We start from the raw sequence: 25,570 nt of genomic DNA on the forward strand, positions 1-25,570 counted from the left end.
ATGGCCGGGTTCAAGAAACAGCTCCAACAACAAGAAAATCCATCTGCAATCCTTCGCACTGTGTGATCAGGCGAAGGACTTTGCAGTGGTTTTCAGGCGTTTTCTGTAGAGCTTATCCGGCCGTCACGTGCGAGGTTTCAACAGCATTCGTACGCTTGCGTCCCAGCACCAAACTGCACATTGCCGGCAGGAACAACAGCGTCAACACCGTGCCCACCAGCACCCCGCCGATCAGCACATACGCCAGCGACGACCAGAACACCGACAGCGTCAGCGGAATGAACGCCAGCGCCGCCGCCAGCGCGGTCAATATCACCGGCCTTGCACGGCGCACCGTGGCTTCGATGATCGCCTCGCGAATGGCCATGCCGTGTTCCTCGTTCTGGCGGATCTGGTCGGTGAAGATCAGCGTGTTGCGCATCAAAATACCGCCAATGCCAATCAACCCCAGGATGGCGTTGAAGCCGAACGGCTGGTTGAACAGCAACAAGGTCGGCACCGCACCGATCAGCCCCAGCGGGGCGGTGGCGAAGACCATGAACATCACGCCGAACGAGCGCACCTGGAACATGATCACCGTGAGGGTCAGCAGGATCATGATCGGGAACAGCGCCGCCAGGGCAACGTTGGCCTTGGCGCTTTCTTCCACGGGGCCGCCGATGTCGATCTGGTAGCCGGCCGGCAACTTGGCAATCAGCGGTTGCAGGTCTTTGTAGGCGGCCATTTCCACGTCGGGCGGTTGCACGCCGTCGATGATGTCGGCGCGTACTTCCACCGTGGTCGCGCGGTTGCGACGCTTGAGGATGGGCTCCTCCATCACCGCCTGGAAATGCCCGACCTGGGCCAGCGGTACCGAGGTGCCGGCGCTGTTGGTCAGGGTCATGTTGTTGAGGTTACCCAGGTTCTCCCGCTGGTTGCCCTGGGCACGGGCAACAACCGAAACAGTGCGGTTACCTTCGCGCACTTCGGTGATCGGGTTGCCACTGAGCAATGCATTGAGCTGCGACTTGACCTCATTGGGCGTGAAACCCAGCAGGCGCAGACGGTCCTGATCCAACACCAGGCGATAACCGCTGGTGCGCTCGCCCCAATCGAGGAAGGCGTCCTTGGTCAGTTTGTTGGCGGCGACGACTTTGCGCACCTCTTCAGACAGACCGCGCAGTACGTCCACGTTCGGTCCGGAGACACGGAACACCACCGGAAACGGCACCGGCGGGCCGAACAGCAGTTGGGTCACGCGCACCCGTGCCGATGGAAACTCACCCGCCGCGATGCGCTCACGCATACGCAGCTTCAAGGCGTCACGGGCATGGGAGTCCGGGGTCTGCACGATCAGCTTGGCAAAGGCCGGGTCCGGCAGTTCGGGGTTCAGCGACAGGAAAAAGCGTGGCGCGCCGCCGCCCACATAAGTGTCCACCAAGCTGGTTTGCGGTTCTTCCAACAGGGCTTTTTCCAGCTGCGCGGCCACCGCCTCGGTGCTTTTGAACGCACTGCCAGGCGGCATGTACACCTCCAGGATCAGCTCTGAACGGTCGGAGTTGGGGAAGAACTGCTTCTTCACCACCCCCATGCCCAGCCCGCACAGCACAAACGCGGCCACCACCAGTCCGGTGACCAGCCAACGGCCGCGCACGCAGGCCTCCACCAGGCGGCGCAGCTTCTGGTAGTAGCGCCCGGCATAGATCGCGTCGTGGCCACCGGGCACGGGTTTGATCTGCGGTAGCAGTTTCACGCCGAGGTAGGGCGTGAACACCACGGCCACCAGCCAGGACGAAATCAGCGCAAAGCCGACGATCCAGAAGATATTGCCGGCATATTCCCCGGCGCCCGAGCGCGCAAAGCCCACGGGCAGGAAGCCGATGATCGTGACCAGCGTACCGGTCAGCATCGGCGCCGCCGTGGAACTCCAGGCAAAGGTCGCGGCATGGATCCGGTCGAAGCCTTCTTCGAGCTTCACCACCATCATCTCGATGGCGATGATCGCGTCGTCCACCAGCAACCCCAGGGAAATGATCAGTGCGCCCAGGGTGATACGGTCGAACTCGCGCCCGGTGAGCAGCATGATCACGAACACCACCGACAAGGTCAGCGGCACCGCTGCGGCCACCACCAAGCCCACGCGAAACCCCAGGGCCAGCAGGCTGATGACCATCACCACGGCCAGGGCGACAAAGAACTTGAGCATGAATTCATTGACCGCCAGGCTGATGTTCTTCGCCTGGTCGGACACCTTGGCGAAGTTCACGCCCAGGGGCAGGTCGGCCTGGATTTTGGCTTCCTGGGCCTTGAGGCTCTTGTCCAGTTCGAGGCCGTTCCAGTGCTTTTCCATGATCACCCCGAGCATCAGCGCCGGGTCGCCCTGATGGCGAATCCGATAGCTGGGCGGGTCCTCATAACCCCGGCTGACGCTGGCCACATCGGCGATGCGCAGCACGCGGCCGTTGACTTCCAGCGGCACGTTTTCAATCAACGCCAGGCTGTCGAAGGCGCCGTCGATGCGGATGTAGGCGCGGGCGCCGGCGGTTTCCACGAAGCCCGAAGGCGCCACGGCATTCTGGGCGGCGAGGGCGGCGAAGATCTGGTCGGGCTTGATGCCCAGGGTCGCCAGGCGTTCATAAGAGAACTCGACGAAGATGCGCTGCGCCTGCTCGCCGAGGATATTGACCTTCTTCACCCCCGGCAGGTTGAGGAACCCCTGGCGCAGGTCCTCGGCCATTTGCACCTGTTGCCGATGAGGCAGGTGCTCGGCCTCCAGGGCGTACAGCGCAAAGTAGACGTCGGAATACTCATCGTTGAAGAACGGTCCGATCACGCCCTTTGGCAGTTTCGAGGCTTCATCGCTGAGCTTCTTGCGGGTCTGGTAGAACAGGTCCTGGATCTCGCTGGGCCGCGTGGACTCCTTGTAGGTCATGCGCATCGAGACAAAGCCCGGTTGGGCGATAGTCTCGACGCGGTCGTAGTAATCCAGTTCCTGCAGGCGTTTTTCCAGGCGATCGGCCACTTGCTCCTGCATCTCCTGGGCGGTTGCCCCGGGCCAGGCGGCGGTGATGGTCATCACCTTGACGGTAAACGAGGGGTCTTCAGCGCGCCCCAGTTTGCCAAACGAGAAGATCCCGGCCGCAAGGATCGCGATGATCAGGAACAGCGTGACGGCGCGATGCTTGACCGCCAGTTCCGAGAGGTTGATGCCGCGCATGCTCAGTGGTCCTGTTTACGGTTGAGGGCCAATTGCTGGGCCGGCAGCAGGCGCACCCTGTCGCCGCTGTGCAGCAAGTGCGCGCCGAGGGCGACGATGGTCTGGCCGGGGGCCACGCCGCCGTCGAGCAGGGCGTCTTCCTGGCCGAGGCTGGCGACTTTCACCGGGGCGAAGGTGACCTTGTCGTCCGCGCCGATCAGCCACACGCCGGTGCCTTGTCCCGCATCCTGCAACGCGCCGATGGGCACCCGGGTTTGCTGGGCCTGGCCGTTGCCTTGCAGGCGTACGGTGATGGTGGAACCGAGGGCGAAGCGGTCGACGGCGCCGTGCAGCACGTAGCGGGCGCGGTAGGTGCGGGTGGTGGGGTCGGCGCTGGCGGACAGCTCACGAAGGGTGGCGGTGACGGCCTGGTCCGGGGCGCCGAAGGGGAAGGCCAGGGCTTTCTGCGAGGCCTGGTCGCGGCTGTTTTCCGGCAGGTTGACGATGGCTTCACGGGCACCGTCATGGGCCAGGCGCGCGACGATCTGCCCTTCGGCGACCACTTGCCCACGGTCGACCCGCACGTCGGTGATGATGCCGTCCCCGTCGGCCTTGAGGATGGAATAGGTGCGCCGGTTTTCGATCTGGCTGGCGTCAGATTGCGCGGCGGCCAGTTCGGCTTCGGCCACCCGCAGGTTGGTTGCCGACTGGTCGAAGATCTGCCGCGACACGGCGCCGGTGCTGGCCAGGCGCTGGTAGCGGTTTTCATCGTCGCGGCGTTGGCGCAGCTGCGCCTGGGCGGCGTTGACGCGGTTCTTCGCCGAACGCAGGGCCAGTTCGAAGTCGCCGATGTCGAGCACCAGCAAGGTGTCGCCACGGGATACGTGCTGGCCCGGGTCTACTTTGCGTTCGATGACCTTGCCGCTGACCCGGAAGCCCAAATCGCTTTCCGTGCGCGCCGCCACCACGCCGGTGTAGGCGCTTTGTTGGGTGCCGGCGGCTTCGACATTGGCCGCCAATACCGGGCGGGGCAGGGGCACTTCGGCGGCGGTGTCGGCCTTGCTGTTGCAGCCGCTAAGGGTGATCAACAGGGCCAGGGGCGTGAGAAGACGCAGGGGGAGAAGGTTCATGACGGGCTCCGGGGGTAACCAGTGGGCAAAAAATTATGGACATAATTTTTTACGCATATTATGGTCGAAATATAAATTAATCCAGCCCCCGGATATTCCCCATGGCAAACGCCCCGGTACCGTCACGCCGCTTGTTGTTTCTACTGGTTGCCCTTACCGCCTTGGGTGAGGTTTCGACCCAATTGATCATTCCCGGCCTTGGCGCTATCGAGCACGCACTGGCGGCGCCAGCGGGTTCGGCATTGCTGGCGTTGTCGGCCTTTGTGGCGGCCTTCGGTCTTGGGCAATTGCTGTTCGGGCCGCTGTCGGACCGTATTGGCCGTCGCCCGGTTCTGATCGGCGGCCTGGTGCTTTACGTGCTGGCGACCTTGTCGATGCTGTTGGTCCACGACATTCACCAATTCATCGCAGCGCGCGTGTTGCAAGGCTTGGGCGCCTGCGCCGCATTGGTACTGGCGCGCACCGTGGTGCGGGATGTGTGGAAAGCCGAGGCGGGGCCTGCACTGGCCCTGACCATGATCGGCATGCTCTACGCCATTGTGGTGGCACCGATGGTTGGTGGCCTGTTGATCAAGCTGTTCGGTTGGCACGCGCCGATCATCCTCGCGCTGGTGATCGGCAGCGTGGTGTTACTGCTGGCCTTGCTGTTCTTTCGCGAGAGCAACCACTTCCTCGATCCCAAAGCCGGCCACTGGCGCACGCTGGGCGGGCAATACCTGGACCTGCTCAAGGGCCGCCAATACCGCGCATTCGCCGTGGCCCTGGCGTGCACCTATGGCGCCATGTTTGCGGTGATTGCCGGTTCTTCGGCCGTGTTCATCAATCTGCTGGGTTTCAGCAGTCTGGAGTACGGCATCAATTTCGGCCTGATCGTGTCGATGCTCATCGTTGGCTCCACCTATACCCGGCGCAACATCATGCGCCTGGGCCCGCAGCGGATTGTGGCGATCGGTGTGACAATGGTGGCTGTCGGCGGCGTGTCCGCCGTGGCCATTTACGAGCTGTTCGGCTTGTCGGTACTTGGCCTGGATGTTCCGATCGCGCTGGTCACCCTTGGCGGTGGCTTGGTGTTGCCGGGCTCGGTCACCGGTGGCGTCATGCCCAATGCGCACCGCGCGGGTCTGGCTGCAGGCTTGATGGGCTTTGCGCAGATGTTCGGCGCCACCTGCAGCGGCGTATTGCTAAGCCAGCTGCGCGATGGCAGTGCCGCGCCGATGATCATCATCCAGGCCTGTTTTGCGGTGACGGCCTTCATCGCGTTTCACCTGCTGCGTCAGCGCCAGGTCAAGGGATTGTCCTATACATAGAACGATCAAGGCCGCTTTTGCCGGCTAGTGCTCACCGGCCAACCGACTTAAGGTGTACTCACTTTGGAGGTACACCATGAAAAAATTGATCGGCATCTACACCAGCCCCCGCGCCCATTGGGTCGGTGATGGCTTCCCGGTGCGCACGCTGTTTTCCTACGACTCGATGGGCAAGCACATCAGCCCATTCCTGCTCCTGGATCACGCCGGCCCGGCCGATTTCACACCCACCGAACAGCGTCGCGGTGTCGGCCAACACCCGCATCGCGGTTTTGAGACCGTGACCATCGTGTATGACGGCGAGGTCGAACACCGCGACTCCACCGGTGCCGGCGGCAAAATCGGCCCTGGCGACGTGCAATGGATGACGGCGGCCAAGGGCATCATCCACGAGGAGTTCCATTCCGAAGACTTCGCCCGTCGCGGCGGCGCCTTGGAGATGGTGCAACTGTGGGTCAACCTGCCCGCCAAGGACAAAATGGCCGACGCCGGTTACCAGACGATTGTCGACGGCGACATCCCTGTGTTGCCCCTGGCTGACGGCGCAGGGCACCTGCGCCTGATCGCCGGTGAGTTTGCCGGTGCCCGGGGCCCGGCGCGCACCTTTACGCCTATCGACGTCTGGGACTTGCGCCTCAACGCCGAAAAACCGGTCACCCTGGACCTGCACGCCGGCCGTAACACCGCGCTGGTGATCCTGCGCGGCACGGTGCTGGTCAACGGCGAAGAAGTCGCACGCCAAGGCCAATTGGCGCTGTTCGAGCGTGATGGTCGCCAGCTCACCCTGGAAGCCAACGACGACGCCAAGGTGCTGCTGCTCAGCGGCGAGCCGATCGACGAGCCCATCGTCGGCCACGGCCCGTTTGTGATGAATACCGAGCAGGAGATCCACCAGGCGTTCGAGGACTTCCACTCGGGCAAATTCGGCCAGATGCACGCCTGACCGCTCACCGTAAAACCCTGTAGGAGCCGGCTTGCTGGCGATAGCATCAGCGCGGTGTAACTCATACACCGAGGCGTCTGCATCGCAGGCAAGCCAGCTCCCACATTTTGTTTCCAGCGTTTTCATTTCATGCGATCTTCTCGGCATGTCCCCTGGAGCCGCCTGGATGCCCTCATTTATCGCTGAACACCCGATGCTGTGCGCCCTGGCGCTGATCTTTATCGACATCGCCGTGTGGCGCCTCATCTCCGTCAACCTCGCCAGCTGGAAGCTCGCCGCACGCCTGGCGATCTTCGCCGTGTACAGCGCCGTGCTGTTCAACGACGGCATGAACCCCATGCAAATGGCGCCCTATGCCGACAACACGGCCTTGCACCTGGCGGCCACGGCCTTGCAGATCGGCTGGTGGCTGTTCGCGGCACGCACCCTCACGGTGTTGCTCGGCACGGTCATGATGCAGCGGGTCGGCCACACCGGGCGGTTGTTGCAGGACCTGGTGGGCGCGGTGATCTTCCTGATCGCCATCATTGCCGCCATGGCCTACGTGCTCGACCTGCCGGTCAAGGGCGTGCTCGCCACCTCCGGCGCGGTGGCGATCATCGTCGGCCTGGCCTTGCAAAGTACCCTCAGCGACGTGTTCTCCGGGATCGTCCTCAACACCACCAAGCCTTATCAGATCGATGACTGGATCTCCATCGACGGCACCGAAGGCCGGGTTACCGACATCGATTGGCGCGCCACGCGTCTGCAAACCTCCCAGGGCAGCCTGGCGGTGATCCCCAATTCCCTGGCGGCCAAGGCCAAGATCATCAACTTTTCGCGTCCGGCCGATATGTTCGGTTTGTCGGTCAGCCTGCAAGTCAGCCCTCATGCGCGCCCGCAAATCGTGATCGAGGCGCTGGAGCGGGCGATGCAGGGTTGCCGGCCGCTGCTGGCCAAACCGGCGCCCAGCGTGGCGTTCAAGACCTCTGCCAGTGGTGGCGTCGAGTACGAAATCAGTGGTTTCGTGCCGACCATGACCCTCAAGCGCGAGGTGCGCAATCAGCTGTACGACCTGGCGTTCCGGCACTTGCAGGCAGCGGGGGTGGGGCTGTTGTCGGCCACTGAAAGCAGTGCACCGCCGGCCATGTCTGCGGCGCGGGCGTTGCTGGAGCGTTCGTCGATCTTCTCCACCTTGCGCCAGGAAGAAAAAGACACCTTCAGCCAGAACATGACCCTGCACACCTACCGCACCGGCGAGATGATCCTGCCGGCCGGGGAGGTCAGCGATCACTTGTTCATTGTCGAGTCCGGCGTGGTCTCGGTGATGCTGATCAAGGGCGGCCATAAGTTTGAGGCCGGGCGCATGGGGCCGGGGGAGGTGATTGGCGAGGCGGGGATCTTGTCGGACCAGGCCGCGCTGGCGGATTTTTCGGCGAAGACCTTTTGCACCCTGTACCGCATCGAGAAGGAATACTTGAAGCCGTGCCTGGACGCGCGCCACGACATCAGCGAGGCGATGAAGGCGTTGCTCGATTTCCGCGTGCACGCCGCGCAGGCCCTGACCCAGGAGGCGCCGGTGGTGCCGGTGAAGAAGGGCTTCCTGCAGTGGCTGCGCCAACGCGGCTTGTGAGGGCCAAAACCGACTAACCTGCATTTTTCGCACGTTACCCCACGCAATAAATCGTTTGTCCAACGGCTGGCCGATGACAAAACTGCATGTCACTCGGATAACAACAACGTTGGGCGAACCACATGCAACTCGAGCGCAATTTTTTCAACGGTCAATTTGTCGAACCTGCCAGCGACGCGCTGATCGCCGTCTACAACCCGGCCACCGAAACCCTGGTGGGCCACGTCAGCGCGGCCACCGCCGATGAGGCGATTGCCGCCGTCGACGCCGCCGCCATCGCCCAGAAAACCTGGGGCAAGCTCACCAGTATCGAACGCGCCGAACACCTGCGGGCCTTTGCCGATGCTCTGGACGCTTGCGCCGAAGCCATCGGCACGGCCCTGGCCAGCGAGTCGGGCAAGAGCGTCAGCGACGCCAGCAACGAAGCGCGCTACGCCGCCCAGATCACCCGTTACCACGCCGAATGGGCGCGCCGTATCGAAGGCGAGATCATCCCCAGCGATACCCCGGACGAAAACCTGTTCCTGCAACGCGAGCCGATTGGCGTCGTGGCCTGCCTGATTCCGTTCAACTACCCGGTCTACACCCTGCTGCGCAAGATCGCCCCGGCGTTGATCGCGGGCAATACCGTGGTGGTGCGCCCGAGCAACAACACGCCGCTGTCGGCCTTCGAGATTGCCCGCGCGGTGGTCAAGGCCGGCATTCCGGCAGGCGTGATCAATATCCTGACCATGGACCACGGCACCGCTGCCAGCGTCTGCACCCACAAAGCGGTGGGCCTGATTACCCTCACCGGTAGCGTGAATGCCGGGCGCATCGTGCTGGATTACTGCAAGGCCAACATCGCCAAGCCGTCCCTGGAACTGGGCGGCAAGACCCCGGCGATCATCGAAGCCGACGCCGACCTGGAAAAGGCCGCCAGCGCCATCGTCGCCTCCAAGACCACCCATTGCGGCCAGCTGTGCACGGCGGTGGAGCGTGTCTACGTACACGAGGCTGTCTATGAAAGGTTCCTGGACTTGCTGAAAACAAAGATCAGCGCGGTGAAGTTCGGCGATCGCGCAACCGACGCCAGCCTGATGGGCCCGCTGGTCAACGCCAGTTCGCAAAAGAATATCCACGCCATGGTCGAGCGCGCCGTCGCCGCTGGTGCTGTACTGGAAACAGGCGGCGTGCTGCCCGAGGGGCCAGGCCATTTCTACCCGCCGACCCTGCTCAGTGGCTGCCGCCAGGACATGGAAATCATTAGGGAAGAAATCTTCGGCCCGGTGTTGCCGGTGCTCAAGTACCGCGACATCGATGAAGCACTGGCCATGGCCAACGACCATCAGTTCGGCCTGTCGTCGGTGCTCTACACCGAGAACTACCGCACGGCGATGAAAGTGGCGAATGCCATTGAGGCCGGCGAGTTGTACGTCAATCGCACCCCGGCCGACCCTTACCAAGGGTTCCACGCCGGTTGGAAGCGCTCAGGGCTGGGCGGCGATGACGGTAAGCACGGGATGCTTGAATTCACCCAGACCCGCTTGGTGGTCATGAAGTACTGATCCACGAACACCTGCTGCACCTTCAATAAAAACAATTATCAGGGCACCCGCGCATCGGGTGCCTGAGGTCCACACGATGTCCAAGCCTGCACCCGTTGCCCAGGTTTCCGTTGCCGTGTCCGCGGCAAACAGCGACAAAGCCAGTCGCTACGTCCAATTGCTGTTGCTGGTACTGGCCGCCGGGGCGATCTACCCGATCCTCTACCTGCGTCAGGTCTACCAGACCACCATGCTGGAAGTGTTCCACATCAACCACAGCGAGCTGGGCTACCTGTACTCCATGCTGGGCACGATCTTCCTGCTCAGCTACCTGCCCAGCGGCTGGCTGGCCGACCGTTTGCCACCGCGTTTCCTGATCTTCTTCTCCCTGGTCGCCACCGGCGCACTGGGCCTGTGGTACGCCAGCGTGCCGTCGATGACCGGCCTGATGATCATCTTCGGCAGCTGGGGCCTGACCACCGGCCTGACGTTCTGGGCCTCGGTGCTCAAGCGCGTGAAGATGATTGCCCACCACACCGAACAGGGCCGTTTCTTCGGCATCCTCGACGGCGGCCGTGGGTTGGTGGAAGCCTTGCTCGCCACCGTCGCCCTGGGCTTGTTCGCCTACGCCACCGAGACCCGCAGCGAGTCGGCCGCCGAAGGCTTCAAGCATGTGGTGTACATGTACTCGTTCATCTGTATCGCCATCGGCTGCGGCCTGGTGCTGCTCAAGGACCCCAAGTCCCTGGCCGAGACCGCCGCGGTGGAGAAGGGCAAGTTCAACCTGATCGCCGACCTGACCACCCTGGTGAAAATCCCCGAGCTGTGGCTGGTGACCGCCATCGTGTTCTGTGGTTACCACATGTTCTGGGCCACCTACAGCTTCTCCGACTACCTGCAAGGCAGCGGCATGACCGCCGTGATGGCCGGCACCATCACCACCATCAAGCTGTGGATGCGCCCCATCGGCGGCATCGGTGGCGGCTGGCTGGGGGACAAGTTCTCGAACATCTCGGTGCTGATCGTCGCCCTGGCGCTGGTGACCCTGGCGATGGTCGGGCTGATCGTGTTCCCGGCGTTCAACAGCCTGGGCCTGCTGATCGGCACCGTGATCTTCATCGGCCTGATGACTTACGCGATCCGTGGCCTGTACTGGGCGATCCTCGACAGCTGTGACATCCCGCTGCGCATCACCGGGCTGGCCATCGGCATCGTGTCGGTGGTGGGTTACCTGCCGGACACGTTTATTCCGCTGATCAACGGCTACCTGACCGACGCCTACCCGGGCAAGGCCGGTTACAACCTGTATTTCGGCTACATCGCCTTCATCGGCGTGCTCGGCACCCTCGCGGCCCTGACCCTGCGCGCCCGTATCAACCGTAAAAAATTCAACCAGACAGGTGCCTGAGATGAAAATCGTCGCCCTTGAAACCCATATCGTTGCCGTTCCACCGCCGCACATCGGCGGCATGTACTGGCTGTTCGTCAAGCTCAAGACCGACTGCGGCATCGAAGGCGTCGGCGAGATCTACGCCGCCACCTTCGGCCCCAAGGCCATGCTGCCGATCATCGAGGACGTGTTCGAGCGCTACCTGCTCAACCATGACCCGCACCACATCGAGCGTTTCTTCCGCCAGGCCTACTCCAGCGGTTTCACCCAGCGCCCGGACCTGACCATGATGGGTGTGGTCAGCGGCCTGGAAATGGCCTGCTGGGACATCATCGGCAAGGCGGCGAACAAGCCGGTCTACGAACTGCTCGGCGGCAAGGTCAACGAGCGCCTGCGCTCCTACACCTACCTGTACCCGGTCAACAGCAAGGGTGAGTACGACTACGACGACCCGGACCTGGCGGCCGAGTGCGCCATCGAGAACATGAACAAGGGCTTCACCGCCGTGAAGTTCGACCCGGCCGGCCCGTACACCGCGTACTCCGGTCACCAGATCTCGCTGGAAGTGCTGGAGCGCTGCGAAACCTTCTGCCGCAAGATCCGCGAAGCAGTGGGAGACAAGTGCGACCTGCTGTTCGGTACCCACGGGCAGATGGTGCCGTCGTCGGCGATCCGTTTGGCCAAGCGCCTGGAAAAATACGACCCGCTGTGGTTCGAAGAACCGGTGCCGCCAGGCCAGGAAGACGCCATGGCCCAGGTCGCGGCCAAGACCAGCATCCCGATTGCCACCGGTGAGCGCCTGACCACCAAGTACGAATTCTTCAAGCTGCTGCAAGCCGGTGGCGCGTCGATCCTGCAGATGAACGTGGCGCGCTGCGGCGGGCTGCTGGAAGCCAAGAAGATCGCGAGCATGGCCGAGGCCTACTACGCGCAGATCGCCCCGCACCTGTACAACGGGCCGATTGGCGCGGCCGCCAGCTTCCAGTTGGCCACCTGCACGCCGAACTTCCTGATCCAGGAAAGCATCATGACCTGGGGCGGGTTTCATGCCGAAGTCCTCACCAAGCCGCTGCAATGGGAGGACGGCTACATCATCCCGTCCAGCGAGCCGGGCCTTGGGGTGGAGCTGAACATGGACGTGGTGCGCAAACACACGCCGTACACCGGCGAGCGCCTGCACCTGCAAATGGCGCCCACACCAGCTGACGTGAAAGACACTTCGCCCGCCAAGGGCTAAAAAAAACGACTACGCGGTAACCGTGAATGACATATGACTACATCATCGCCGGGGCTGGCGCCGCAGGCTGCGTGCTGGCCAACCGGCTGTCCGCCTCGGGCGAACACTCCGTGTTGCTGCTGGAAGCGGGTGGCAAGGACAGCTCCTGGTGGTTCAAGATCCCGGTCGGTTTCGCCAAGATGTATTACAACCCGACCTTCAACTGGATGTACTACAGCCAGCCGCAAAAGCAGCTGGCCGACCGTGCCATCTATGCTCCACGGGGCAAGGTGCAGGGCGGTTCGGGCTCGATCAACGCCATGATCTATGTGCGTGGCCAGGCCCACGACTTCAATGATTGGGCGGCCAACGGCAACGACGGCTGGGGCTTCAAAGACGTGCTGCCGTACTTTCGCAAGCTGGAAAACCACCCGCTGGGCGACACCGAGTACCACGGCAGCAGCGGCCCCATCAGCATCACGCCGATGAAGGGCCAGACCCACCCGATCTGCGACGTGTTCCTCAAGGGCTGTGAGCAACTGGGCTATGCCCATAGCGACGACTTCAACGGCCCGAACTTCGAAGGCGCCGGCCTGTATGACGTCAACACCCGCAACGGCGAGCGCAGTTCCAGTAGCTTTGCGCACCTGCACCCGGCGCTGGGGCGCTCCAACCTGACGGTGGAGTTGCATGCCCTGGTCGACCGCGTGTTGTTCGACGACCAGCAGCGCGCCACCGGCATTGCCGTGACCCAGCACGGCGTGAGCCGCACCTTCACTGCGCGCAAGGAAGTGATTCTCTGCGCTGGCGCGGTAGACACGCCGAAGATCCTGCAACTGTCCGGCGTGGCCGATCAGCAGCTGCTGGCCGAGCACAATATCCCGCTGGTCAAGCACCTGCCGGCCGTGGGTGAAAACCTGCAGGACCACCTGTGTGCCAGTTATTACTACAAGGCCAATATCCCGACCTTGAACGATGAACTCAGCTCACTGTTCGGCCAGTTCAAGCTGGGCCTCAAATACCTGTTCACCCGCAAGGGCGCACTGGCGATGAGCGTCAACCAGGCCGGTGGTTTCTTTCGCGGCAACGAAGAGCAGAAAGACCCGAACCTGCAGCTGTACTTCAACCCGCTGTCGTACCAGATCCCGAAAAACAACAAGGCCAGCCTCAAGCCCGAGCCGTATTCCGGCTTCCTGCTGTGCTTCAACCCGTGCCGGCCGACCAGCCGGGGCACCATCCGCATCGCCTCGAAAAACCCGCGTGATGCGGCGCTGATCGACCCCAACTACCTGAGCACCCAGAAGGACATCGACGAGGTGATCCAGGGCAGCCGGTTGATGCGCAAGATCATGCAGGCGCCGGCGCTCAAGGGCATCACCGTGGCCGAAGTCTTGCCGGGCGCGGCGGTGCAGACCGACGAAGAAATGCTGCAATACTTCCGCGAGAACAGCGGCTCGATCTACCACCTGTGCGGCTCCTGCGCCATGGGCTCGGACCCGCAGGTGTCGGTGGTGGACAAGCGCTTGAAGGTGCACGGGCTGGAGGGGTTGCGCATCGTCGATGCGTCGATCTTCCCGAACGTGACCTCGGGCAACACCCACGCGGCGGTGTTGATGGTGGCAGAGAAGGGCGCCGACCTGATCCTGCAAGACGCCGGCTAACCCGTCGCCCTGTGGGAGCTGGCTTGCCTGCGATGGGGCCCTCAAATCATGTGTTGATTTTGCGGACGCCATCGCCGCGGTGCGACGATTCGACAAGCCGGGCTCCTACAAATCCCAGGGCATCACCTCTCTCTGTGGGAGCTGGCTTGCCTGCGATGAGGCCCTCAAATCATGTGTTGATTTTGCGGACGCCATCGCCGGCAAGCCGGGCTCCTACCGGTCAGGTGGCTTGTGTGGTCAGCGGGGTGGGGCGCTGCATCACATGGCTCAAACTCATTATGATCAACGGCGTCAGCAACGCCACGTAGGCGTTATCAACCCCCCACGGGTTCCCCGCCAGAAACCATCCCACCGTCGCCACCAATGACGCAATGATGCTCAGGAACGCCCCCGTCGCTGTGCCAAACCGTGGTGCATAGAACACCAGCAACACCAGCACTGCCAGGGACGCGCGCAGGGCTTTGCCGAGGAAGGCGATCATCAGCACCTTGTCCGAGGTCAGCGCCAGGGCAATGGGCAGCAAACCCACTGCAATCGTCGCCAGGCGCACGAAGCGCAGGTTCTTCACGTCGCTTTTTTCCGGGTTGAACCACGGCTCGTAGAAGTCGCGTAGCAACAACGTCGCCGAGCCCATGCTCACCGCCGAAATGGTGCCGAACAGCGAACCGGCAAGGCCCGCCACCACCAGGCCTGCGGTCAGTTGGTCCATGCTGGCGATCAGGCTGGGAAAGGCTTGCAGCGAATCCACCTGGGGAAACAGCACCGCGCTGCACATCCCAATCAACGCCGCGCCGATACCAAACGGCACCATCAGTACCGCCACATAGAAACACGCCCGCTGGGCCTTGCCGGCATGGCTCACGGTGTTGACTGCCTGGATCACGTACTGGGTGGAGAAGATCGAACCGATGCCGGCGATCATCCACGCGATGATCTGGCCCCAGCCCACAGTGGTCCACTCAAACATGCTGGCCGGCAACTGCGCCTGCAACTGACCGATGCCGCCCACCTGCTTAAGGCCGAACCACAGTGCCAGGCCAACCCCCAGGTACTTGAGCGCCGCGTGCACGAAGTTGGTGTAAATCACCGAGCGCATGCCACCGATGCTCACGTACACCACCGAGACCACGCCGACGATGACGATGGCCAGGGTGCGGTCCACCTGCATCACGCTCGCCAACACCGCGCCGCCGCTGGCGTAGATCGACACGGCGACGATCTCCAGGGCAAAAATGGTGATGATGGACGTGGCAAAGCGCGTGCGCTGGCCGTAGTTGCGCGAGAGCACGCCGGAGATGGTGTTGTCGCCCAATTCCTTGTACTTGCGCGCCAGCAGCCAGGCGAACAATACAAAACCCAAGGCCAGGGCAAACAGGTTCCACGCGGCCGACAAGCCAACCTTGAACCCGGTCTGCGCGGTACCAATGCTCACCGCCGTGCCGATGAACTCCGAGAGCATCAGGAAGCCGATCAAAAAGGCCGGAAAATGCCCGCCACCGGTGGTGTAGTTGGTAGCACTGCGCGAGTGCCGACGCACGCCGTAGCTGATCAGCGCGAGGCTGAGCATGTACAGGCCGGTGATGGACAGGACGATCCAGGAGGAATGGGAGGGCATGGTTATACTCTTTAGGTATTTTTATAATTGGCGCTAGTTTCACCCCTCTGTTTTGTTGGCGTCTAATATCAAGTGAGTATCAGGTGATACCCACCAGGTATGTAGGAGCCGGCTTGCCGGCGATGGGTCCCTCGAATCTTCTGCCGGCCTTGCGGACGCCATCGCCGGCAAGCCGGGCTCCTACAGATCCCGGCGTATCGCAACCCATCGATGGGCATGCTGGGTTTACCAGCCGCGCAAGCGTTCCCACACTTCTACGTCGCCACTCTCCAACACCGCGTTGTAACTGCCGAACTGCGCCCCTGTGGCACACGCATGGTTCGGCAAAATCCGCAGGCGTGTCCCCAGTGGAAACTGTGCAACCACCTCCGCCCCGTGCCCCTGGAACCGCGCCACACCGTGCTCCTGATTGGCACTGCTCAACAGCAACCCATCGATCAGCTCACCGGCCTCGTCACACACTTGGCCATAACCAAAATCGCGCTTCTGCGTTTGCGTGCCACGGTCCCGGCTCATCGCCATCCAGCCTGCATCGGTGATGATCCAGCCTTTTTCCGGCTGGTGGCCAATCACCGTCGTCAGCACGCTCAGGGCCAATTCATCGGTGCGGCATACGCCGATGTTGTGCATCACCAGGTCGAAAAACGCATACACACCAGCACGCAGTTCGGTGACGCCTTCCAGGCTCACCGCCGACAGCGCAGTCGGCGTGGAGCCCACGCTCACCTGTCCACAACGCATCCCGGCGGCACGAATGCACTCGGCCGCTTCCACGCAGCGGGAGCGCTCCAGTTCGGCGATGGCCTGTAAGGCCTCGGGCGTGTCCAGCCCGTAACTTTCACCCGCATGGGTCAGCACACCCACCAGGCTGTCGCCTAGCACGCGGGCAATCTCCAGCAAGACGGGATCCTGCGGCTTGACCCCGGAGCGATGGCCGTCGCAATCGATCTCGATCATCACCGCAAAGGTTTCGCCCTGTTTGCGGCCGAAATCGACAATCGCCTGGGCCCCGGCGAGGCTGTCGGTGATCAGCGTCAAGGTACAACCGCGACGGCGCAGTGCCAGGGCCTGAGGCAGCTTATGCGGTGCCATCGCCACTGCGTAGAGAATGTCAGGGATGCCCAGATCAAAAAAATACTCGGCTTCCTTGAGGGTCGACACCGTGATGCCTCGGGCGCCCGCCGCGATTTGTGCCGCCACCACCTGGGCGCACTTATGGGTTTTGACATGCGGACGCAGCTGCACGCCCAGGGCGTCGGCCCTTTGCTGCATGCGCCGGAGATTGCGCTGCATTTTCACGGTATCAATCAGTGCGGCAGGGGTGTCCATGGTTGAAGCTCCACGATAGGGGGCAGGGTCGAAATTGACGCCCTGTCCAGGACTGGATATGTTGTCTTGCATGAAAAAGACCTCGCTTGAAGAAACCACCCTGATCAGCCAGCTCGAACAGATCGCCGAAGGCTTGAGCCAAACCTTCAGCCCGTTCTGCGAAGTGGTGCTGCACGACTTGCGCGACCCGCAGCACGCGATCCTGGCCATCCACAACAACCTCTCGGGCCGTGCGCCGGGCGATCCGGCCACCGAGCTGGGCCTGGCGCGCATCGCCGACCCCGAGTACCCGCAAATCATTGCCAACTACCAGAACCAGTTCAGCGATGGCCGCCAGGTCAAAAGCACCTCCATCGGCATCAAGGACGCCAGCGGCCAATACGTGGCGGCCCTGTGCATGAACGTCGACCTGTCGTTGTTCCGTGGCTTGCAGGGCCTGCTTGAACAGTTCGGCTCGGTGAGCGGCGACAAGCCCGGCGAATCCCTGGACCCGTCCGGGGCCGACGCCATCCGTGCGCGCATCGACCAGTTCGCCGCGCGCCTGGCCACCACCCCGCGAGCCCTCAAGGCCGCAGACCGGCGCCTGCTCATGCAGGAGCTCAAGGACTCCGGATGCATGGACGTGCGCCGGGCCATGGAGACCGTGGCCTCGCACCTGGGCGTGTCGCGCGCGGCGGTCTACACCTACGCCAAGTAGCGCGCCACCGCTTCAATTTCTACCAAGTACCCATGATGCAACTCCGGCACCGGCACCACCGCCCGTGCCGGCCGATGCTCGCCCAGCGCGGCGGCGTACACGCGATCGAATTCCGGCCAGTGCCGAACCCCGGCCACATACACCGTGACCTTCACCAGGTCCTGGGGCGTGCCGCCGGCGGCCTGCAAAATCGCCAGCAGGTTATCCAACGCCAGCTGGGCCTGTTCGGCAAACGGGGCCGACAAGTTATGGCGCCCGTCGGGGCTCACCGGCAATTGCCCGGAGATGTACAGCGTTCCGTTGTGGCTGGCGGCCTGGGAATAATGGCCGGCAGGCGGCGACGCGTTTGGGGTGTGATGCAGAGTCATAGTGGTCTCAAGCAAGGGAGGGAAGGGGAGCCGGTTGAGGCTGTTCGTCGGGTGTGGTGCTGCCGATCACTGCCGTGGCCACGCCACAGCCGAACACGTTGGTGGCGGTGCGGCCCATGTCCAGAATCGGGTCAACTGCCAGGATCAGCAGCAAACCGGCTTCCGGCAGGCCCACCATCGGCAAGCCGGCCGCAAGCACCACCAGCGAGCCACGGGCCACGCCGGCCGTGCCTTTGCTGATCACCAGCAAGGTCAGCAGCACCATCACCTGGTGGCCGAAGCTCATGTCGATGCCGTAGGCCTGGGCGATGAACATCACGATAAAGGCCTGGTACATCATCGAGCCGTCGAGGTTGAACGAGTAACCCAGGGGCAGTACAAAACTGGTCACGCGCTTGGGCGAGCCGAAGTTGTCGAGGGCGGCGATGGTCTTGGGGTAGGCGGCCTCGCTGCTGGCCGTGGAAAACGCCAGCAACACCGGGCTGCGCAGCAAGTGCAACAGGCGCTTGAAGCGTGCGCCCAGCGCGATGTAGCCAGCGCCGCCGATCACCAGCCAGAGCAGCGCCAGGCCGAGGTAGAACTGCGCGATCAACTTGCCGAAGCTCACCAGCATGCCCAGCCCGTACAGGCTGATGGTGGCGGCGATGGCCGCAAACACCGCGAGCGGCGCCACCCACATCACGTACTCGGTGATGCGGAACATCACCTGGGTCAGCTCTTCGAGCACGTTCAGGATGCTCGACTTGCCCTGGCCTTTGACAAACGCCAGCCCCGCACCGAAGAACAACGAAAACACCACGATCTGCAGCACCTCGTTATTGCCCATGGCCTCGACGATGCTGCGCGGGAACACATGGGACAAAAAGCCCGAGAGGTTGAAGCTGGCGGTGTTCAAACCACTGGCGCCGCTGGTGGGCGTATTCAGGCCAAGCCCCACGCCGGGCTGGAACAGGTTGGCCAGCAGCAGCCCGATCAGCAGCGACACCACCGAGGCCAGTAGGAACCAGCTCATCGCCTTGAGGCCCACACGACCAATGGCGCCGCTGTCGGCCATGCTCGCGACCCCGCTGATCAGCGTGGCCAGCACCAGCGGCGCGATCACCATCTTGATCAGGCGCAGGAACACATCGGTCACCAGGTTGAAGTAACCGGCGAGGGTCTTGGCGGTGTCGGCGTCGAGTTGCGCATGCAACACGGCTCCCACCAGTACACCCAGGAGTATCGCAATCACGATGGCCCGGGCCAGGTAACGGTTTTTCATAAGCACCTCTTGTTGTTGAGGCCCGGGGCACGCCCGGGCGTTTTTTATCGGCGGCAGTTTTCAGCAGGCAAAGCGGGGCCGTCAGCGCCTCGGCGGGCGCTTTTCGGCCATTAATCAGGTGTGTGCGGGGTGCGGGTCAGCCTTGTAGCAGGCTCGCGTATTTTTCGATGTCGACGTTGCCACCGGTGACGATGATGCCCACGCGCTGGCCCTTGAACCGGCCATTGGCATTGCGCAAGGCCGCCAGGCCCAGGCAACCGGTGGGCTCTACCACCATCTTCATGCGCTGCATGAAGAAGCGCATGCCATCCACCAGTTGCGCGTCGGACACCGTGAGGATGTCGTTCACCTGGTCACGGATGATCGGGAACGTGTGCTCCCCCAGGTGCTGGGTCTGAGCGCCGTCGGCAATCGTGGCCGGGGTATCGATGTGCACGATGCTGCCCGTCTGGAACGAGCGCTGGCCGTCATTGCCGGCCTCGGGTTCGACGCCGTACAGCAGGCAGTCCGGCGCCAGGGCGCGGGTCGACAGCGCGGTGCCCGAGAGCATGCCGCCACCGCCCAGGCCAACGAACAGCGCGTCCAGGGGGCCGGTGAATTCCAGCAGTTCCTTGGCGGCGGTGCCTTGGCCGGCGAGCACGTCGGGGTGGTCGTAGGACGGGATCAGGGTCATGCCGTGCTCTAGCGCCAGGGTCCGGCCGATCTGCTCGCGGTCTTCAGTGACGCGGTCGTAGAACACCACGCTGGCACCGTATTCACGGGTGGCTGCGACCTTGGCTGCCGGCGCATCGGTGGGCATGACGATGGTCGCCGGCATCTGCAGCAGGCGCGCGGCCAAGGCGATGCCCTGGGCGTGGTTGCCGGAAGAGAACGCCACCACCCCGGCCTTGCGCTGCTGCTCGTCAAAGCGCGACAGGGCATTGAACGCACCGCGAAATTTGAACGAGCCGGTGCGTTGCAGGTTCTCGCACTTGATGAACACCTGGGCGCCGGTCTCGGCATCCAGGGTGCGCGAGGTGAAGACCGGCGTGCGATGGGCAAAGCCTTCCAGGCGCTGGGCGGCGGCGATGACGTCGTGGTAGGTGGACAGTTGCATGGGACGGACCTCTGGAAAAGTACCCGGGCACGGAAGCCCTGTTGTCTATGTTTGGATAAAATATCCATATCAAGACAAATTGTAAAGTTCCGTCTGTCACATGCGCTTTGGCCTCAGTGGGCCACCAGTTCCTCCAGCAACTGTTCCTTGTAGCCTTGCAGCACCGGCGAGGCACGGTCCCGTGGGTGGGGCAGGTCGACGCGGATTTCATGCTTGATCCGCCCGGGGTGGGCGTCCATCACAATCACCCGGTCACCCAGGTACAGCGCTTCTTCGATGTCGTGGGTCACCATGATCACCGTGCAGCGCTGCTGCACCCAGATGCGTTGCAGCTCCCGTTGCAGGTGCACGCGGGTCAACGCATCCAGGGCGCCCAGGGGTTCGTCCAGCAGCAACACCTTGGGCTTGTTGATCAGCGCCCGCGCGATTGCCGCACGTTGTGCCATGCCACCGGAGAGTTGATGGGGATAGGCGTTCTCGAAGCCGCTGAGGTTCACCAAGGCAATATGCTCGGTCACCAAACGGCTTTTTTCGGCCTGGGGCAGCGTGTGGTTTTTCAGGGCCAGGGCGATGTTCTGGCTGACGGTCATCCACGGGAACAGGCGGTGATCCTGGAACACAATGCCGCGCTCCAGGCCTGTGGCAGCAATGCGCTTGCCGTCCAGCAGAATATCGCCCTGATACTCGGCTTCCAGCCCGACGATCAGACGCAGCAAGGTGGATTTACCGCAGCCACTGGCGCCGACAATGCTGATGAACTCCCCCGGGCGCACGTCGAGGTGGATGTCCTGCAACACCGGCAGGTCGCGGCCTTCGATGCGATAGGCCTTGTTCAGGCCGCGAATCTGCAGGGCGCCGGTCTGCACGTGCTGGTGGAGGGTGTGGTGGGCAATGGCATTCATATCGGGACCTTTCAACGGAGGTTGCGCCAGCGCAACAGGTGGCGGCTCAGCAGGGTGAACAACAGGGTCATCAAGTAGCCGAGCAAACCGATGCACAACACGCTCAGCACGATCACCTCCATGCGCGAACCGGCTTCGGCGTTCATCATCAAGTTGCCCAGGCCGGCGCCGGAGGACAGGAACAGCTCACTGCCGATCGCCGTGACCCAGGCAAATGCCAGGGCGTGCAATACGCCGGTGGCGATGCTCGGCAGTGCGGCCGGCAACAGCACCTGGGTGAACTGTTGCAGCGGCGTCAGCCCCAGCACCTGGCCGACTTCACGGTAGCGGCGCTCCACATGGCTGAAGCCTTGATAGGTGTTGAGCACCATCGGGTAAAACGCCGCGAGGCTGACGATCAGCACCTTGGAGAACTCGCCGTTGCCGAACCACATGGCAATCAGCGGGATCCAGCCGAGCATCGGCACCTGGCGAATCGAATGGAACAGCGGGCCGATCAAGCGGTTGGCCACGCCTGACAGCGCCATCAGCACCCCCAGCGTCACGCCGAACAAAATGCCCAGCACCAGGCCGGTGCTGGTGCGCGCCAGGCTAGCCAGCAGGTTGACCAGCAACTCGCCGTTGCCGAGCATTTCCCACAGCGCCGAGCCAATCGCCGACAGCGGCACAAACGCATACGCGCCTGCCGCGTCCTGGCGCGAGGCGTATTCCCACGCCAGGATCAACAGCAGCGGCAGCAACAGGCCGCGTGATTTCTTCAACAAGGGCAGCATGGGACACTCCTAGCGGGTCTGCCAACGGAACAGGCGTTGTTCGAGGCGTCGAAAGCCGTAGTCGAGGCCGAAGCCGATCACTCCGGTGACCACCACGCCGACCATCACCACATCGATGCGCAGCATCTGCCGGGCCATTTCGATCATCTGCCCCAGGCCACTGTCGGCCGCCAGCAACTCAGTGGCCACCAGCACCACCCAGGCGCGGGTCAGGCTGATGCGAAAACCGGTGATGATCGGCGGCGCAGCGGCGGGCAGGGCCACCAGGCGTACAAAGCTCGGCCAGCGCAGGCGGTACACATCGGCCACTTCAAAGTAACTGCGCGGGATGCCGCGCACGCCTTCGCCGGCCGCCAGGGCCACCGGGAAAAACGCGGTCTTGGCGACGATGATGATCTTGAAGGTTTCATCAATGCCGAACAGCAGCACAAACATCGGGATCAGCGCGATGCTCGGGATCTGGCGCAGGGTGTGAAACAGCGGGCCGCAATACGCCTCGACGTTTTTCGACAGCGCCATCAGCACGCCAAAGGCCAGGCCGCACAGCGAGCCGATGCCAAACCCCAGGCCCAGGCGCGACAGGCTGTTGCCCAGGTGGTCGAGCAGTTCGCCGCTGGCGAGCAGGGCTTCAAAGGTTTGCAGCACCTGGGCCGGTGGTACCAACAGGTTGCGCGGGAAGATGGCGAGGTGCACCACCAGGGCCCAGGCGAACAGCAGGGCCAGGGGTGAGATAAGCCAGGTGAGGGGGCGGAGTCGGCGCATGGCAGGTCTTAATTCAGCTGAATACCCGACAGCTATCGCAAGACATGTGCCATGTACGAATCCCGAACACCCTGAAGATCCCCTGTAGGAGCTGGCTTGCCAGCGATAGCGATGTTCCGGTCGACATCATGGTTGGCTGTGCCGCCGCCATCGCTGGCAAGCCAGCTCCTACAGTGGATCTTCAGGGAGATGGGTTGATGCCTGGGCAGCAGAAGGGTGCTGCTGGAGCAGCACCCCTTCAGCAGTCGCCTCAGAAGTTGTAGCTCACACTGGTGTAGTAGAACGCACCCTGGGCACCTTCGGGGCTGGTGATCGAGTACTTCGGCACGCCGTACAGTTGCGCGCCGTCGGCCTTGTCCGGGTGGGTGTCGAATAGGTTGATCGCGCCCACCGAAACCTTGATGCCTTTGTGGAAGGTGTACGACAAGTCCACGTCGGTCACCCATTGCGGACTGAAGGTCTGGTCCAGGTTGGGGTTGGTGGCGTTGAGGCTTTTCCATTCGCCATACCGACGCTGCGCCACGGTGAGGCCCCAGTTCTCATACAGCCAGTTGGCGCTCAAGGTCAGCTTGGAATCCGGCGTGCCGTCCTCGATCAGGCCCTGGGTGTTGCGCCCGACAATCTGCGAGCCCTTGATATTGCCCACGTCGCGCAAGCCGGTGATGGTGGTATTGGTCTTGGCAAAGCCGCTGCTCAGGTTCAGGCGACCCCATTGCTGCAAGTCCCACTGATAGTTGCCGGTCAGCTCGATGCCGTTGGTGCGGGTGTCGGCCACGTTGGTGTAGAACGCCGCGCTCTGGATGTTGGCGTAGGGCGTGCCGGCAAAGATCGGCGTCACCACGCTGGCCGGCAATTGGTCGGAGAGGGTGATGCGGTTGTCGATGTTGATGCGGTAGGCGTCCACTGTCACCGAGGCGTTTTCCAGGGGGCGCCACACCAGGCCCAAGGAGTAGTTGGTCGACTCTTCCGGCTTGAGCGCCTTGCCGCCCAGTGCCTGGGCTTCGGGGCTGTTGGCGCGCAGGGTGCGTTGTTGCACCTCCACGTAGTTGCCGCTGCCCGGCGGCTGCTCCACCACCTGCACACTGAACGACGACATGCCGCTCTGCACCAGCGACGGCGCACGGTAGCCGGTGCTGGCAGTGGCCCGTGCGGCGATCTGCGGGGTGAAGTCATAACGCAGCGACAGCTTGCCGTTGGTGGTGTCGCCGAAGTCCGAATAGTGCTCGGTGCGCACCGCCACGCCCGCCTGGAACTTCTCGGTGATCTGGCCTTCGACGTCGATGTAGGCGCCGAGCACCTTGCGCTCCAGGGACGCCGCGTCCACCTGGGTAATACCCGAGTAATAGCCGGGAATGCGCCGCCCGGTGATCGGGTCGACCGTATTGAACAACGGCCCGTTCTGCCAGCCAGCCGCCTCACCGGCACTGAGTTGGTAGTTCTCTTTACGCCAGGCCAGGCCAGCCGACAGCGTCAGCGGCTTGAACAGCAAGTCGGTGGGGAAGTCCCGCACCCAGTCCAGGGTCAGGTTGGTCTGGTCGTTCTCGCGCTTGCCGGTGTAGATGTTCGACGGGCTGTTCACGCCATAGCTGGGGTTGATCGCGTTGCGGTCATCGGACTTAAGCGTGTTGTTGCCATGGTTCAACGCCAGGTCGAACTTGCCCAGTCGATCGTCCTCGAAGCGCAGGCCACCGGTCACGGCATAGTCTTCCAGGCCGTAGCGGGTCACCGGCAAGCGGCCGTCCGGGTAACGTTGCAACGCGGTGCTGCCGTAGTTGTTGCGCAAGGTGGTGGGCGGGTCGAAGAAGCCTTCGGCGTCAGTGTTCTTGTGGGCGTAGGTGGCGAAGCCGTAGGCGGTGAAACCCTCGCCGAGGCCGATCTCGCTGTTGGCCACGACGTTGTACTGGTCCGAGATATTGCCCGAGCCCCAGCGCCAGGTGCGGTAGCGGTTGTTCTGCTCGCGCGGCGTGTTGACGCTGGTGTCGCCGGGGTAAAAGATCCGATTGTCAGGGTTGGTGTCGCTGGCCGGGTCCTGGCTGCCGGCGTCGAAACTCAGGGTGAGGAAGCCGTCGTTGGGCAGGGCAAAGCCTTTCCAGCCACTGAGCTTGCGCTGGATGCCGTCGCCTTTGTCATAGCCACCGAAGCGGTAGCCGAGGTTGCCGCCGTCGTCGTTTTCCTTGAGCACAATGTTGATCACCCCGGCGATGGCGTCGGAGCCATATTGCGCGGCGGCGCCGTCGCGCAGGATTTCCACGCGCTGGATCGCGCTCAGGGGGATCAGGCTCAAGTCCACCGCTGCCGCACCGCGTCCGTTCACCAGGCTCTGGCGGGTGATGTTGGCGCTGCTGTGACGGCGCTTGCCGTTGACCAGCACCAGCACCTGGTCCGAGGCCAGGCCGCGCAGCGACGCGCCTTGGGCGATGGAACCGGCGAACGCGCCCTGGGGCGACTGCGGGAAGTTGAACGATGGCGACAGGGCGGTGAGGGCGCCGGACAGGTCGGTGGCGCCGGTTTGCTGCAGTTGCTCGCCGGACAACACGTCGATGGGGGCAGCGCTCTGCAGGGCGGTCAAGTCACTGCGGCGGGTGCCGAGCACCACGACGGTGTCCAGGTGATCGTTTTTGGCGGTGGGCTGGCTGTTGTCGGCTGCAAAGACAGGCACGGCAAGGCTGCCCATGACCAGCGCAATGGCGCCGGCCAACGGAGTGCGTTGGAACATAAAAGTGGTCCTTAGAGAAAATCACACCATCCTTTGTAGGAGCACGGGGGGGGGGGGGGGGGGGGGGGGGGGGGGGGGGAGAGGGGGGAGG

19 protein-coding genes are annotated in these 25,570 nt (G+C 63.2%); 8 read left to right on the forward strand and 11 right to left on the reverse strand.

Going from position 1 to position 25,570, the window contains the following annotated elements:
- Positions 1-112: 112 nt before the first annotated feature.
- Both AC07SU_RS11655 and AC07SU_RS11660 read right to left on the reverse strand, forming a co-directional pair.
- Positions 113-3,196, reverse strand: a complete 3,084-nt coding sequence (locus tag AC07SU_RS11655) for an efflux RND transporter permease subunit (RefSeq protein ID WP_494997092.1) — start codon at positions 3,194-3,196, stop codon at positions 113-115.
- A gap of 2 nt (positions 3,197-3,198) precedes the next feature.
- A complete protein-coding gene (locus tag AC07SU_RS11660; RefSeq protein ID WP_494997093.1) occupies positions 3,199-4,305 on the reverse strand; it encodes an efflux RND transporter periplasmic adaptor subunit in 1,107 nt (368 codons plus the stop codon).
- A 101-nt stretch (positions 4,306-4,406) separates the two neighbouring features.
- On the opposite strand from AC07SU_RS11660, the gene AC07SU_RS11665 reads away from it, so the two are divergent.
- The 7 genes from AC07SU_RS11665 to AC07SU_RS11695 all read left to right on the forward strand — a co-directional run bounded on the left by AC07SU_RS11665 (position 4,407) and on the right by AC07SU_RS11695 (position 13,960).
- Complete coding sequence (locus AC07SU_RS11665) at positions 4,407-5,612, forward strand: multidrug effflux MFS transporter (protein WP_494997094.1); 1,206 nt, start codon at positions 4,407-4,409, stop codon at positions 5,610-5,612.
- A gap of 76 nt (positions 5,613-5,688) precedes the next feature.
- The gene (locus tag AC07SU_RS11670; protein WP_494997095.1) at positions 5,689-6,555 is read left to right on the forward strand and encodes a pirin family protein; all 867 of its coding nucleotides are present in this window, start codon (positions 5,689-5,691) and stop codon (positions 6,553-6,555) included.
- A 166-nt stretch (positions 6,556-6,721) separates the two neighbouring features.
- Positions 6,722-8,167, forward strand: coding sequence for a mechanosensitive ion channel domain-containing protein (locus AC07SU_RS11675; RefSeq protein WP_494997096.1), 1,446 nt, complete (start codon positions 6,722-6,724; stop codon positions 8,165-8,167).
- A 122-nt stretch (positions 8,168-8,289) separates the two neighbouring features.
- Positions 8,290-9,714, forward strand: a complete 1,425-nt coding sequence (gene aldA / locus AC07SU_RS11680) for an aldehyde dehydrogenase (protein ID WP_494997097.1) — start codon at positions 8,290-8,292, stop codon at positions 9,712-9,714.
- A gap of 76 nt (positions 9,715-9,790) precedes the next feature.
- Positions 9,791-11,101, forward strand: coding sequence for an MFS transporter (locus AC07SU_RS11685; RefSeq protein WP_494997098.1), 1,311 nt, complete (start codon positions 9,791-9,793; stop codon positions 11,099-11,101).
- Position 11,102: 1 nt separating this feature from the next.
- The gene (locus AC07SU_RS11690) at positions 11,103-12,320 is read left to right on the forward strand and encodes a mandelate racemase/muconate lactonizing enzyme family protein (RefSeq protein WP_494997099.1); all 1,218 of its coding nucleotides are present in this window, start codon (positions 11,103-11,105) and stop codon (positions 12,318-12,320) included.
- 26 nt (positions 12,321-12,346) lie between these two features.
- The gene (locus tag AC07SU_RS11695; protein WP_176999091.1) at positions 12,347-13,960 is read left to right on the forward strand and encodes a GMC family oxidoreductase; all 1,614 of its coding nucleotides are present in this window, start codon (positions 12,347-12,349) and stop codon (positions 13,958-13,960) included.
- Between the two features lie 220 nt (positions 13,961-14,180).
- Here AC07SU_RS11695 and AC07SU_RS11700 read toward each other — a convergent pair whose 3' ends face one another.
- Positions 14,181-15,575, reverse strand: coding sequence for a sodium:solute symporter family protein (locus AC07SU_RS11700; RefSeq protein ID WP_494997100.1), 1,395 nt, complete (start codon positions 15,573-15,575; stop codon positions 14,181-14,183).
- Positions 15,576-15,800: 225 nt separating this feature from the next.
- Complete coding sequence (locus AC07SU_RS11705) at positions 15,801-16,904, reverse strand: alanine racemase (protein ID WP_494997101.1); 1,104 nt, start codon at positions 16,902-16,904, stop codon at positions 15,801-15,803.
- 70 nt (positions 16,905-16,974) lie between these two features.
- Between AC07SU_RS11705 and AC07SU_RS11710 the strand changes: the two genes are divergently transcribed.
- Positions 16,975-17,601 (forward strand): helix-turn-helix transcriptional regulator, encoded by a 627-nt coding sequence (locus AC07SU_RS11710; protein WP_176999094.1) that lies wholly within the window; start codon positions 16,975-16,977, stop codon positions 17,599-17,601.
- Here AC07SU_RS11710 and AC07SU_RS11715 read toward each other — a convergent pair.
- The 7 genes from AC07SU_RS11715 to AC07SU_RS11745 all read right to left on the reverse strand — a co-directional run bounded on the left by AC07SU_RS11715 (position 17,589) and on the right by AC07SU_RS11745 (position 25,479).
- Positions 17,589-17,969 carry a RidA family protein gene (locus AC07SU_RS11715; protein ID WP_176999095.1) on the reverse strand — a complete coding sequence of 127 codons (381 nt, stop codon included), beginning with the start codon at positions 17,967-17,969 and terminating at the stop codon, positions 17,589-17,591. The two genes, AC07SU_RS11710 and AC07SU_RS11715, sit on opposite strands and share 13 nt — an antisense overlap.
- Positions 17,970-17,976: 7 nt before the next feature.
- The gene (locus AC07SU_RS11720) at positions 17,977-19,230 is read right to left on the reverse strand and encodes a dicarboxylate/amino acid:cation symporter (RefSeq protein ID WP_176999096.1); all 1,254 of its coding nucleotides are present in this window, start codon (positions 19,228-19,230) and stop codon (positions 17,977-17,979) included.
- A gap of 136 nt (positions 19,231-19,366) precedes the next feature.
- Positions 19,367-20,326: a threo-3-hydroxy-L-aspartate ammonia-lyase gene (locus AC07SU_RS11725; RefSeq protein ID WP_494997102.1), complete on the reverse strand. Its 960-nt coding sequence runs from the start codon at positions 20,324-20,326 to the stop codon at positions 19,367-19,369.
- A 113-nt stretch (positions 20,327-20,439) separates the two neighbouring features.
- Positions 20,440-21,228: an ABC transporter ATP-binding protein gene (locus AC07SU_RS11730; protein WP_494997103.1), complete on the reverse strand. Its 789-nt coding sequence runs from the start codon at positions 21,226-21,228 to the stop codon at positions 20,440-20,442.
- An 11-nt stretch (positions 21,229-21,239) separates the two neighbouring features.
- Positions 21,240-22,001, reverse strand: coding sequence for an ABC transporter permease (locus AC07SU_RS11735; RefSeq protein ID WP_494997104.1), 762 nt, complete (start codon positions 21,999-22,001; stop codon positions 21,240-21,242).
- A 9-nt stretch (positions 22,002-22,010) separates the two neighbouring features.
- On the reverse strand, positions 22,011-22,763 hold the full coding sequence (locus AC07SU_RS11740) for an ABC transporter permease (protein ID WP_494997105.1): 753 nt from the start codon (positions 22,761-22,763) through the stop codon (positions 22,011-22,013).
- Positions 22,764-23,013: 250 nt separating this feature from the next.
- Entirely contained in the window at positions 23,014-25,479 is a 2,466-nt protein-coding gene (locus AC07SU_RS11745) for a TonB-dependent receptor plug domain-containing protein (RefSeq protein WP_494997106.1), read from the reverse strand.
- Positions 25,480-25,570 lie beyond the last annotated feature (91 nt).

Source organism: Pseudomonas sp. GW821-FHT05H12, assembly GCF_059419385.1.